Below are 12,163 nucleotides of genomic sequence, written 5' to 3'. Positions count from 1 at the left end.
ATCGGAGCCGAGGGCAGCGTGTTGCACCAGCCAGGCGGTGGCGTGCAACGGTGAAAGAAACTGCAGGTTCATCGACAGGCCTGGTTCGATGCCGGGCGCGGCGTTGGGGCCGGAAAATGCCTCACCTCCGCCGATCATGCGCAGCAGCTCAATACGCGCAATGCTTCCACGCATTGGCGTGCTGCCGAAATACCAGACCGGCCGGCCGCCCTCATAGCTGAGCCAGGTGATCGCCAGATTTTCGCCCTGCTGTTCGACCGAAAGGCCATTGCCGTTCAGGGCTGGACTGTCGTCGAGGGTTGGTATCGACCACCAGAAGCCGTTTTCAGGGTGAGGGCGCGCATCAATTCCACCAGAGCGAAGCAGGCGGAAGGCGATCAGTTCATTGCTGCCGCTGCCGTGGCGAAGAAACATGCGCACCTGGAAGACGCCGAGCGGGAGTTGCGGCAAACCGGCTTCACGCGCCGGATTGACCTTCAATTGGAACGGTGTTGACGCGGCGGTACAGCGCTTGGCGTCGACGTTGAGCTGGATATCGATGTGCAGTCCGACAACACGGGTATCGACGATGCGTGGCAGGCATGTGCTGCTCCACAGGCCCTCGATGATCAGATCAGGTGGCCATTGCGGCGCAAACTCGGACGCACTTTCAAGGCGAACCTGGATATCGTCATCGACCCGACCGCTTGCGACGCCAAACGTCGTGCAGAACAGGCCGATGAGCAGGGTCGCGAGCAGAAGCCAAAAGCGTTCAGTCCGGACCGATTCAAGATGCTTGGTTGTGCGATGCGCCATCATTTCCGGATAATGCCCGCCCTTTGCCTTCTTGGGCAAGCCAGCTTCGTGGAGTTGAGACACCGATGAGTCAAACAATTGCGGTAGTTCGTGGTGATGGTATCGGCCCGGAAATCGTCGATTCGGTGTTGCGTGTCCTCGACGCACTGAAGATCGGTCTCGAATACGAGTTCGTCGAGGCCGGTGTCGCTGCGCAACAAAGTGTTGGGGAACTTCTTCCGCAAGCGACGCTGGATGTGATCGGCAAATACAAGATCGCCCTGAAGGGGCCGCTGACCACGCCGATCGGCGGCGGCTTCAGTTCGCTGAATGTCGAATTGCGCAAGCGCTTTGATCTTTACGCGAACGTGCGCCCGGCGATCACCTTTCCGGGGACCAAGGCACGCTACGAAAATATCGACATCATCACCGTGCGTGAAAACACCGAAGGTGCCTATGGATCGGAAGGCCAGACCTTGTCCGAGGATGGCGAATTTGCACAATCGTTGATCCGCAACTCGCGCCATGGCAGCGAGCGCATCGTCCGCTACGCCTTTGAGCTGGCCCGCAAGCAGCGCCGCAAGAAGGTCACCGCGGTGCACAAGGCCAATATCATGAAGACGACTTCAGGCATCTTCCTCAAGGCTGCCCGCGATGTCGCAAAGGAATACAACGACATTGCCTTCAACGAGATGATCGTCGACAACACCTGCATGCAACTGGTCATGAACCCGCAGCAATTCGATGTGATCGTCACCACCAACCTGTTTGGCGACATCATTTCCGATCTGTGCGCTGGCCTGGTCGGTGGTCTCGGTCTCGCACCCGGGGCGAATATCGGCGCCGATGTTGCGATTTTCGAGGCGGTACATGGTTCGGCCCCTGATATTGCCGGCAAGGGCGTGGCCAATCCTTGCGCCTTGCTTCTTGGCGCGGCGCAGATGCTCAGCCATATCGGCCACGACGATCAGGCCCGACAGGTCCGTGAAGCGATTCGTGCGACCCTCGAAGCGCGTGACCGCCTGACTCCCGATCTCGGCGGCAATGGCACTACATCAAGCTTTACCGACGCCCTGATCGAACGGGTTGGCGGCTGAGGCTCTTTACGACGCGGCCAGATGATCGAGAACAACGATGCTGCCGCGACCGGGTCGGTAGGCAAGTTGCAGCGCGCGATTGACGAAATCGATGGCCCCGGCAACGGCGGTTTCCAGGCTTGAGCCAGTCGCCATTCCTGCGCCAATGGCTGCTGCCAGCGTGCACCCGGTGCCATGGCCTTCGACATCGATTCGCGGGTGTGAAAACCATTGCACGTTGTGCGCAGTGACGAGTACGTCGCTGACCTCGGTGCCGGGCAAATGGCCGCCCTTGAGCAAAACCGCCGAAGCTCCGGCGGCGCGAAGTTCATGCGCGGCATCCAGCAGCTGATCGCGGCTTTCGATCCGACGGTCCAGCAATTGCTCGGCTTCGGGCAGATTCGGGGTCAACAGGTCGGCCAACGGGATCAGGTTGCGGCGAATCGCCGCAACCATTTTTCCGCGGGCCAGCGATGCGCCCGTGGTGGCAACCAGTACCGGATCCACGATCAGCGGAATTTCGCGATGGTTTGCCAGCGCCCGACTGATTGTTCGGCACAGTCCGGGCGTTCCGATCATGCCGATCTTGATCGCGGCAACCGGGAAATCGTCAAGCACGGCCTTGATCTGCGCCTCGACAAGCCGTTGCGACACCATTTGTATGGCACTGACGCCGCAGGTGTTTTGTGCCGTAATCGCAGTGATGGCCGTGAGTCCATGGACGCCAAAGGCGGCAAAGCTGCGCAAGTCGGCCTGAATGCCCGCGCCGCCACCGGAATCGGAACCGGCGATGGTCAAGGCAATGGCTGGACGCTCGCGCGCATCGGGAAAAGTCATAGTGTTGGTTTCCTGCAACAGTTAATCGGCAACGCGGGGCCTGAATGGGGCCGCGTCGCATGTTCCAACCCCTTGTACGGTTTCAGGAAACGGCGTGCAAGTTGATGTTGTTGCGTACTTGACCCGCTGTTGCTTTTCCGCCAATATCCGCACCTAGCAGAACACACTTCTTTTCCTAACCGCAGCAACAGGGCAATGCAGCGGCCAACAGCAGCAGCAACAGCAAGTTTGGTGGGAGCGATCAGCATCGCGCTGACGCTCCCCCTTTCCTTTTCGGCCAACGCGTCGATGCTCTCCGCAGCGTCGCCTGAGTCGACTGTTGCCGGCGAAAGTGCTGCAAGCGTGCCGCATCGTTGGCGCAACTATGCCCTGTCGAGCATCACCCCGGCGTTTTCATGGGCTCCCCCCGTAGCGCGCGACGTTCCCGAGATCACGGACACGCAAACGCTGGCTGATTTTTCTGTGCTGCTTCAATCGCTGCAGGGGCAAACGATTGGCACCCTGAGTCTGTCGGTGGCAAGCCAGGTTGTTGATGGCCGAGCCCAGGCGCTGGCCGGCCCTCAGCTTGATATCAGTGCCGAACTGCCGGTTCCGGGCTTGAAGCGCACCATTGTCGCGCCGACATTCACGACACAATGGGGTTCTGGCGGTTCGCTGGGAGTGACCGCGATTCTTGCTTATCAGCGCTACGCCAGTCTCGGCTTTGGCGAATCCTCACTGAGCAACGGCATACCAATCTGGCCAGTGATGGCCGGCGAGACTTCCTACGGTGCGGGCTTGCGGTTTGATGCAGGAAGCGCGCTGACAGAGCGAGTGAGCTGGAGTGCCGCCTATCAATCGCACGTCAACATGGATGCGATGAACTCCCTGCGTGGCGTCTATACCGATCCGGGGCAGTTTGATATCCCGGCCAGTGCGAGCGTGGGTGTAAGTTTCGCATTGACGCCATCGACGAGTATCGATCTCGGTGCGCAGCGTGTGATGTACAGCGAGATTACGCCATTCACCAGCCCCGCCTTGCCACGTCGTTTTCTTGCCTTGCTCGGTTCCGGCGCGAGTCCGAACTTTGCCTGGGATGACTTGACCGTCTATTCGGCGGGTTGGAGCTGGCAGGACGCGCGTCTCGGTAGTTTCGAGCTGCGTTACACCACGGGACAGCAACCATCCCCTTCATCGTCTCTGCTGAGAAATGCGCTGGATGCCAATCTGGCCACGCGGACTATCGGTTTTGGCTACTCGCGTAGCACCGGCAAACAGGCATCATTGAGCCTGCAGGCGATTTACTCGAACGCTCCGTACTTTCTCGGTGTACCGAGCTATCGCGCAAACTTGAGTACCACCGGCAGCCAGATTGAATATCAAGCCGCCTGGGGAGTCCAGTTTTGATGCCGGCAAGCGGTCAGCAATAAGCGCTTAAGGCAACGCTGATCAAGTGGCGCAATCGTCATGGCACTCAGAAGGTTCGCCAGTCGTGCTGCGTGGCGAAGTGAAGGCTGGTTGCATTAAGGCAACTGAAGCCTGCTCCTACGGGTTTGCGGCAAGCCGCTTTCGCTTCTTCCGCTCTCCGCTCACGGTGTTTCGCAGGAGCCCGTTTATGGGCGAGCGTTCACTCCATGTCGACGGAAAGCATCGTCCCTGAAGGGAGCCCCTACGGGTTTATGGCGAGACTGCGTTTCGCTTTTCCGAACCCGGAATCCCGGCTCCCGAATCCCGGCTCTCAAAGCACCTCGGACGCAATATCGGCCAGTCGTGAGCGCTCACCTCGGCGCAAGGTCAAGTGCGCGGAATGTTCCCAATGCTTGAAGCGGTCCACGGCGTAGGTCAGGCCAGAAGTTGTTTCGGTCAGGTACGGCGTATCAATTTGCTCAACATTGCCGAGGCAGACGATCTTCGTGCCGGGTCCGGCGCGCGTGATCAGGGTTTTCATCTGTTTCGGGGTGAGATTCTGGGCCTCGTCGATAATCACATAGCGGTTGAGAAAGGTGCGGCCGCGCATGAAATTCATGGCCCGGATCTTGATCCGTGATGCAAGCAGGTCGTTGGTTGCCGCACGGCCCCATGCTCCGCCTTCCTGTGGTGACGTCAGCACTTCGAGATTATCGGTCAGCGCGCCCATCCATGGCGTCATTTTTTCCTCCTCGGTACCAGGCAGGAAGCCGATATCCTCGCCGACAGAAACCGTCGCGCGGGTCATGATGATTTCGCGGTAGCGCTGCTGATCCATGACCTGTGCGAGTCCCGCAGCCAGAGCGAGCAGGGTTTTGCCGGTTCCCGCCATGCCGAGCAGGCTGACGAAATCGACTTCGGGATCCATCAACACATTGAGGGCGAAATTCTGTTCGCGATTGCGAGCCTGAATTCCCCAGATCGTATGCGAACCCTGGAAGTAGTCATCGACCACCTGCAGGGTTGCCTTGCCGTCGGAGACCCTGAGTACACGCAGTTCGATACCGTTTTCGCCGGGCAGATAGAGAAACTGGTGCGGATGCCAGTCTTCCGCTTCGGTTGTCGGCATCTCGTAGAACGTATGCCCGCGCTCGGACCATGAGCGCAGATCAGCGTGACGCTCCCAGAAATCCTCGGTCATTTCATCGTGGCCGGCATACAGCAGGCTGAAATCATCCAGTGCCCGGTCGTTTTCGTAGTCTTCGGCGGTGATCGCGGCGATCGAAGCCTTGATGCGCAGATTGATGTCCTTGGTCACCAGCACGACCGGTGTTTCCGGATGCGCTTCGACCAGGGCGATGACCGAGGCAAGAATCAGGTTGTCTGGCAGGCGACGCTTCTTGCCGTTGCCGACCTCGGCGGGCAGGGTCTGGAAATACAGGCGACCGACCTTGGCGCTCTGATCGAGGCGCAAGCCCTGGGGCAAATTCAGATCCAGGCCTTCGTCGATCTTTCGTGTCTTGTTGCTTTCAATCAACTCGTTGATAAAACGGCTGACCTGGCGCGCATTGCGGGAAACTTCGGACAAGCCTTTCTTGGCCGCATCGAGTTCCTCAAGCACAGTCATCGGAATGAAGACATCGTGTTCCTCGAAGCGGAACAGCGAGGTCGGGTCGTGCATCAGCACATTGGTGTCGAGTACGTAGATGCGTTTGCCTCGAGTCATGCACGAGCCTCATTGAAAGAATGGGAAAAGGTGCCGCAGCAAGTCTGCCGCGAGTGGTGTGGAAATCGGAATTCGCGTGTGCTCACTCGGCGGTCAACTGCTCCAGAACCGCAGCGGCGTGCCCGGGGACTTTGACCTTGCGCCATTCAGCACGCAGGATTCCCTGGGGATCGATGAGAAAGGTGCTGCGAACGATGCCGAGATGTCGTTTGCCGTAGAGAACCTTCTCGTGGATGACGTCAAAGGCTTTGCACCAGGTTTCGTCGACGTCGGCAATCAGCTGGAAGGGCAGCTCCTGCTTGGCCCGAAAGCGTGCGTGCGAGGCAACTGAATCGCGGGAGACGCCGAGGATCTCGCAGTTGTGCTTGCGGAAGCGGGAATGCAGGTCGCGGAAATCGCCGGCTTCGGTCGTGCATCCCGGTGTCGCGTCGCGCGGATAGAAGTAGATGACAAGCCATTTTTCTCGAAGCGATTTCAGGGCAAGCGTGGTATCTGAATCCGTCTTTCCTGAAAGGTTGGGGACCCGCTTGCCAATTTTCACCGTGCTGGTTTCGCTCATGTCGTTTACTGGAGTCTCATTCAGAATTTCATCGGGTCCATGATTGCATCGAGGTTCATGCCGTCGCAGAACTCGAGGAAGTCATCGCGCAGAGCGGCCAGGTGCATCGTATTGGGGATGCCAATCGTGATCTGCGCGGAAAACATGTCGGCGCCGGTTTGCATTGCACTGTAGCGCGTCGAATTCAATTGCTCGATATTGATATCGTGGCCGGCAAAGAACTCGGCAAGCTGACTGAGGATGCCGGGTTTGTCTGCCGCGATCACTTCGACAATGTAGGGCAGGTGGGCACTCTGCTGCTGCTTGGCACTGGTTCGAAAGTGGGTCAGCCTGAGCTCGCCATCTCGATTGAGCTTGGCCAGGGCATTTTCGAGTTTGGCAATGGCATCCCAGGAGCCTTGGGCGAGAACCTGAACACTGACTTCGGCCCCCAGTGACGCAACTCTCGCTTCGACGACATTGCATCCGCAGTCACTGACGCGTTTGCTCAGCGCAAACAATGGAGAGTCTTCAGATTTGGCGAACACGCTGACCAGCAGATGATTTTCATTTGCGTTCGGGGATGGCTTGCGATCGCTCAAGATCTGCTTTCCTGGAAGCTTGTCGCTTCAGTCGGAGGTGACTGCAATGGCAGGATACTGTTCGTCCGGATAGCTCGCAAGGCGAGTCTCGCACATCGCCTGAAGGTGAGCTTGGCAAGCTGCGAAAAGCCGCGCTGGTACAGCGATGGCGTGATTGATCTGGGGGCTGAGCGAATTTCCGTGACCTCATCAAGCTTCCGGGCTAAAATCGGAGGTTCCTGCCTGTGCAACGCTGACTTGTCCTTGAATCTTTCCGGAAGCTTTTGCGCGCTCGCTACGCCCTTTCGCGCCACAAACGATGCGCTTGATCTTGAAGCGTTTGCGCGCCTGATTGAATATCAGGTCGATTCGGCTACGCGTGGCCTTGTGGTTGCCGGGTCAACTGGCGAAGCTGCAGCGCTTTCGCCTGAAGAATTTGTGACCCTCATTGAAACGGCAGTGCGCTGCTCGGCCGGACGAGTGCCGGTGATCGCGGGAACCGGTCTGCAATCGACACGGAAGACCATCGAGCACACCCGGCTTGCCGCCAGTGCAGGCGCACAGGCGGCATTGGTGGTGGCACCAGCCTATGTGCGACCGACTCAGGAAGGCATGTATCGGCATTTTTCCGAAGTGGCCGAACATGGTGGTCTTCCGGTCATCCTCTACAACGTGCCGTCACGAACGGCCTGCGACATGTTGCCTGATGTCGTCTCACGCCTGCAGTCCAGGGCCGGTATCATCGGTATCAAGGAAGCCTGCCCGGATGAGTCGCGCATGCGCGATCTGCTCTCCATAAAGCGGGATTCATTTGCAGTTCTGTCCGGTGATGATCCAACGTGCGCACGGGCCATTCTCGCCGGCGCCGCCGGTGTCGTTTCGGTCACTGCCAACATTGCTCCTGCAGCCATGCAGGCATTGTGCGAAAGTGCAGCGGGCAATGACGTCGAAGGTACGGCTCGCCATCAATCGATATTGCACGACTTGTTTGAACTTCTTGCGGTCGAACCGAATCCGATACCGCTGAAGTGGTGTTTGCACAGGCTCGGTTTCGGTGCTGACCGGCTGCGTCTGCCGCTGTTGCCGATGAGCGCGTCGTATCATGCGCAGGCCGAACGTGTACTCAATGAATCTGGTTTGCTCGAACACCTCGCAAGACGTGTTGATTCGAGCCCAACGACAACGGAAACCATCAAGTGAAACGAACCCTTCTGATTGTTCCCTGTGCGCTTTTTGCATTATCTGCGTTGAGTGGCTGCACGATGATGCGTGAGCACTTTGGAAGCAAGAGCGATGCCTACAAGAAGAGTGCGCAGGGCAAACCGCTTGAAGTGCCTCCTGGCCTTGATTCACCAAACCGCAGTGGCTCGCTCACCATTCCGGAACCAAGTGCCTCGGTTGCGAGTGAGGTAACCGATGGGCGTGCGCCAGCCGTGGATTTCCAGCCATCAATCGCGCCACCGCTCGAAGCCGCAAACCTGGCGGGAGACGGCATGCAGGTCGCCGATGGCCCCGATCACACCTGGACGCGCGTCGGACTCGCGCTGGAGCGATCAGGAATCGCCACGATCGTGTCGCGTGATGCCGCGCAACGTACCTACGAGATCACCGCGACCGGAACAAAGTCGACTTCGCCGAGCTTCCTGAAAAAGGTGGTCACGCTTGGCATGGCCAATGACAAGCGTGTGAAGACCCCGGTCGGTTTGCGGGTTCGCGTTACCGGCGTTGAAGGTGCAAGCAAGGTGACCGTCGAAGGTGCGACCACCGCGGCCGGCGCAAATGCTGCTCGCGAAGTGTTGCAAACCCTGCGTCAGCGCATGTCCTGAGAACCACCGCTGTACCCAGGTGGTTCGATGAATGCAGCGGGTTGAGCGATTCGAAACGGGCTCAGCGTTCCAGCAGCTTGAGCTTGTCCGGCTTGCCTTCCCATTCCTTGGCATCAGCCGGCGCATCTTTGCGCTCGGTCAGTACCGGCCAGATCTTCGACAGATCGGCGTTGAGCTGGATGAAAACCTCCTGCCCGGCCGGAACGTCATCTTCAGGATAAATCGCATTGATTGGGCATTCCGGCTCGCACAGCGTGCAGTCGATGCACTCTTCCGGATCAATGGCGAGAAAATTCGGGCCTTCGTGGAAGCAATCGACTGGACAGACCTCGACGCAGTCGGTGTACTTGCACTTGATGCAGTTGTCGATAACAACGAAGGGCATGGAAAATATCGTCTCTGTGCTTGCCAATGGCGACCCTTGATGGCCGCTTGCTGAATCGCAATCGTCAACGATTGCACCCGAATGGCGCTCCCTACGAGGTTCGAACTCGTGTTCCCGCCTTGAGAGGGCGGTGTCCTGGACCACTAGACGAAGGGAGCGGTGTCTGGGACAAACCGCACGGGGCGCGTAGTATAACGAATTCGTAACTGCCGACAATTGCCAGGCGATGCCTTTGAACTTGAATGTGACTGCGGAATGAGCCCGACTGCACCGTCTCCGCACCCCTCCGACTCCGATGACCATGCCCTTGTTCCACGCATCATTCCGCGTGCAGAACACGGCATCTCGCGCAAGAACATCTCCAACGGCGCGCTTCGTGTGCTGTACCGGTTGCATGAGGCCGGCTACAAGGCATTTCTGGTCGGTGGCGCAGTTCGTGATCTGCTTCTTGGTGGTCATCCCAAGGATTTTGATGTCGCCACGGATGCCACTCCGGAACAAACCCGTGCGTTGTTTCGAAATTGTCGGCTGATTGGTCGGCGTTTCCGTCTCGCCCATGTCGTCTTCGGTCGCGAGATCGTCGAAGTCGCCACGTTTCGTGGTGTCGGCGAAGTCGGCAACTGCGACCGGCATGTGGTCGATGGACGCATCGTCCGTGACAACGTCTACGGAGATATCGAAGAGGATGCGATTCGTCGCGACTTCACGATCAATGCGCTGTACTACGACATCGCTGATTTCAGCGTGCGCGACTATGTCGGCGGGATCGAAGACCTGCGTCAGCGACGCATGCATCTGATCGGTGATCCGGAGCAACGCTATCGCGAGGACCCGGTACGCATGCTGCGCGCGGCCCGGCTCGCTGCAAAACTCGATTTCAATCTGTCTGCGGAGACCGAGGCGCCGATCAGGGATCTGGCCCCGCTGCTCGCTGACGTGGCGCCGGCGCGTCTGTTCGATGAATCGCTGAAATTGTTTCTTGCAGGTCACGGCCTGGAAAGCCTGCGCCGGTTGCACAATCTCGGTTTGCTTGGACAGATTTTTCCGGCGACCGCCGAAGCACTGGCAGGGCCGAATTGTGCGAGCTTCGGGCGGCTGCTCGGTTACACCTTCACCGGCACCGATGACCGCGTTCGCAGCGGCAAGACGGTAACGCCCGCGTTTCTGTTTGCGGCCATGCTTTGGGAGCCGGTCCATAGCCTGGCCGAGCGCCTGTGCAACGAAGGTGCAGATCCGGCAGTGGCCTCGGTGACAGCGGTTGATCGCATCCTGCGTCAGCAGGCCGCGCGCGTGGCGATTCCGAAACGCTTTACCTATGCCATGGACGAGATCTGGTCATTGCAACCACGTTTCGAGCAACGCCAGAAAAAGCGCGTCATGCGCCTGCTGGCCCATCCGAGATTTCGTGCGGCCTATGATTTTTTGCTCATTCGCGCGCATGAAGAACCCGAACTCAAGGAACAGGTCGATTGGTGGACGGAGGCGCAAGAGCTCGACAGCGAGGCTCTCTCGAAGCGGTTGGCTGCTGCCAATGCGCCCAACGCGCCACGCGTCGAGGGAGATCCGGTGCGCAAACGCAAACGCTCACGGCGCAAAAAGCACAATGTTGAATCGCCGGACACTGCGTCTGCGGAGCCCTCGTCCGAGTGAGTGGCGTGCGTGCGTTTGTCGGACTCGGCGGCAACCTGGGTGACCCCGTTGCACAAATCGAATCGGCATTGAAGGCGCTCGATCAGTCGCCGCAAACGCGTTTGATTCGACACTCCGGCTTCTATCGAACACCACCATGGGGCATCACCGAGCAGGCCGAGTTCGTCAACGCCGTCGCCGAAATCGAGACCACGTTGAGCCCCTTTCAATTGTTGCGCGAACTCCTGCGCATCGAGGTTGAGGCGGGGCGCTTGCGCGATGAGACACGCTGGGGGCCGCGCTTGATCGATCTCGATCTGCTGCTCTACGGCGAGTCGATGATTGATGAGGACAACTTGCGCGTTCCGCACCCGCGCATGGCCGAACGCGCGTTCGTAATGGTTCCGCTGGCCGAGCTTGAACCTTCGTTGAGTTTGCCAGAGCATGGTGTGGTGTCCGCATTGCTTGCAGGGCTCGACACATCGACCTGCATTCGTTTGCCCGGTCACGACTGATTCCCCAGCATCCGGGTTAGGATGTTTTCAGAAGCATCGACCCCACATTTTCTATCCAAGCCCGATGTACACGAAGCCGACCACTCCGACACCGCGCACATCCGTAACCGCTCCTGTTCTCCAGCAGCGAAAGAAGAGTGGTGACAAGATCGCCATGCTGACCTGTTACGACGCGAGCTTTGCGGCCCATTTCGACAGTGCCGGAATCGATGCCGTCTTGGTCGGTGACTCGCTCGGCATGGTTATCCAGGGCCGCAGCAGCACCTTGCCGGTAACCCTCGATCACATGATCTATCACTGCGCTGCGGTGGCGCGCGGAATGCAGGCGCCGTTGCTGATCGCTGATCTGCCATTCATGAGCTACCGGGATGTTCCGACCGCCCTCGTATCCGCCGCACGCCTGATTGGTGAGGGTGAGGCGGAGATGGTCAAGCTCGAAGGCGCGGGCTGGGCCCTGGAAGTCATCACCGCGCTGGCAGAGCGCGATGTCGCCGTCTGCGCTCATCTGGGACTCACGCCGCAATCGGTGCACAAGCTGGGTGGCTATCGGGTCCAGGGAAAGCAGAGCGAAGATGCCGAACGCTTGCTGGCGGATGCCCATGCTGTCGCTGCAGCCGGAGCGGCGTTGCTGGTGCTTGAATGCGTTCCCGCCGAGTTGGCGACACGCATCACCAGCGAAGTTTCGATACCGGTCATTGGCATCGGTGCCGGCGCTGGCTGTGATGGTCAGGTGCTTGTGCTCTACGACATGCTCGGAATCACACCGGGGCGCCGACCGCGTTTCAGCAAGGATTTCCTGCGCGGACACGATTCGATCGATGCCGCCCTGGTGGCCTATGTCGAAGCGGTGCGCGATTCGTCGTTCCCGGGGCCGGAACACGCCTGGTGAG

At 59.1% G+C, this 12,163-nt stretch carries 13 protein-coding genes and 1 tRNA gene; 7 read left to right on the top strand and 7 right to left on the bottom strand.

Annotation, left to right across the window (positions count from 1 at the left end):
* A partial coding sequence (locus tag VFN25_RS11140) for a hypothetical protein (RefSeq protein WP_325141865.1) occupies positions 1-834 on the bottom strand: 834 nt, incomplete at its 3' end.
* A gap of 26 nt (positions 835-860) precedes the next feature.
* Here VFN25_RS11140 and VFN25_RS11135 point away from each other — a divergent pair.
* Positions 861-1,871, top strand: coding sequence for an isocitrate dehydrogenase (locus tag VFN25_RS11135; RefSeq protein ID WP_325141864.1), 1,011 nt, complete (start codon positions 861-863; stop codon positions 1,869-1,871).
* Positions 1,872-1,877: 6 nt separating this feature from the next.
* Here the strand turns inward: VFN25_RS11135 and thiD are convergent, their stop codons facing one another.
* A complete protein-coding gene (thiD, locus tag VFN25_RS11130; protein WP_325141861.1) occupies positions 1,878-2,687 on the bottom strand; it encodes a bifunctional hydroxymethylpyrimidine kinase/phosphomethylpyrimidine kinase in 810 nt (269 codons plus the stop codon).
* 342 nt (positions 2,688-3,029) lie between these two features.
* Between thiD and VFN25_RS11125 the strand changes: the two genes are divergently transcribed.
* On the top strand, positions 3,030-4,073 hold the full coding sequence (locus VFN25_RS11125) for a hypothetical protein (RefSeq protein ID WP_325141859.1): 1,044 nt from the start codon (positions 3,030-3,032) through the stop codon (positions 4,071-4,073).
* A 331-nt stretch (positions 4,074-4,404) separates the two neighbouring features.
* On the opposite strand, the gene VFN25_RS11120 is transcribed toward VFN25_RS11125, so the two are convergent.
* The 3 genes from VFN25_RS11120 to VFN25_RS11110 all read right to left on the bottom strand — a co-directional run bounded on the left by VFN25_RS11120 (position 4,405) and on the right by VFN25_RS11110 (position 6,939).
* Complete coding sequence (locus tag VFN25_RS11120; RefSeq protein ID WP_325141857.1) at positions 4,405-5,799, bottom strand: PhoH family protein; 1,395 nt, start codon at positions 5,797-5,799, stop codon at positions 4,405-4,407.
* A gap of 82 nt (positions 5,800-5,881) precedes the next feature.
* Positions 5,882-6,358: a peroxiredoxin gene (locus VFN25_RS11115; protein WP_325141855.1), complete on the bottom strand. Its 477-nt coding sequence runs from the start codon at positions 6,356-6,358 to the stop codon at positions 5,882-5,884.
* Between the two features lie 20 nt (positions 6,359-6,378).
* Entirely contained in the window at positions 6,379-6,939 is a 561-nt protein-coding gene (locus VFN25_RS11110) for a glycine cleavage system protein R (RefSeq protein ID WP_325141854.1), read from the bottom strand.
* A 243-nt stretch (positions 6,940-7,182) separates the two neighbouring features.
* On the opposite strand from VFN25_RS11110, the gene dapA reads away from it, so the two are divergent.
* Positions 7,183-8,118 carry a 4-hydroxy-tetrahydrodipicolinate synthase gene (gene dapA / locus VFN25_RS11105; RefSeq protein WP_325141869.1) on the top strand — a complete coding sequence of 312 codons (936 nt, stop codon included), beginning with the start codon at positions 7,183-7,185 and terminating at the stop codon, positions 8,116-8,118.
* On the top strand, positions 8,115-8,744 hold the full coding sequence (locus tag VFN25_RS11100) for a hypothetical protein (RefSeq protein WP_325141852.1): 630 nt from the start codon (positions 8,115-8,117) through the stop codon (positions 8,742-8,744). Before dapA ends, VFN25_RS11100 begins: the two co-directional genes overlap by 4 nt.
* Before the next feature lie 61 nt (positions 8,745-8,805).
* On the opposite strand, the gene fdxA is transcribed toward VFN25_RS11100, so the two are convergent.
* Entirely contained in the window at positions 8,806-9,129 is a 324-nt protein-coding gene (fdxA, locus tag VFN25_RS11095; protein WP_325141850.1) for a ferredoxin FdxA, read from the bottom strand.
* 82 nt (positions 9,130-9,211) lie between these two features.
* A tRNA-Glu gene (locus VFN25_RS11090) sits at positions 9,212-9,287 on the bottom strand.
* 97 nt (positions 9,288-9,384) lie between these two features.
* Here VFN25_RS11090 and pcnB point away from each other — a divergent pair.
* The 3 genes from pcnB to panB all read left to right on the top strand — a co-directional run bounded on the left by pcnB (position 9,385) and on the right by panB (position 12,162).
* A complete protein-coding gene (gene pcnB, locus VFN25_RS11085) occupies positions 9,385-10,779 on the top strand; it encodes a polynucleotide adenylyltransferase PcnB (protein ID WP_325141848.1) in 1,395 nt (464 codons plus the stop codon).
* The gene (gene folK / locus VFN25_RS11080; RefSeq protein WP_325141847.1) at positions 10,776-11,273 is read left to right on the top strand and encodes a 2-amino-4-hydroxy-6-hydroxymethyldihydropteridine diphosphokinase; all 498 of its coding nucleotides are present in this window, start codon (positions 10,776-10,778) and stop codon (positions 11,271-11,273) included. The genes pcnB and folK overlap by 4 nt, the downstream gene beginning before the upstream one ends.
* 64 nt (positions 11,274-11,337) lie before the next feature.
* Positions 11,338-12,162 (top strand): 3-methyl-2-oxobutanoate hydroxymethyltransferase, encoded by an 825-nt coding sequence (gene panB / locus VFN25_RS11075; protein ID WP_325141845.1) that lies wholly within the window; start codon positions 11,338-11,340, stop codon positions 12,160-12,162.
* Position 12,163 lies beyond the last annotated feature (1 nt).

The organism is Dokdonella sp. (assembly GCF_035703485.1).
In the GTDB taxonomy this organism is placed as follows: domain Bacteria; phylum Pseudomonadota; class Gammaproteobacteria; order Xanthomonadales; family Rhodanobacteraceae; genus Dokdonella.
The sequence above is the reverse complement of the archived record's forward strand: the minus strand, read 5'-3'. Positions and strand labels throughout refer to the sequence as shown.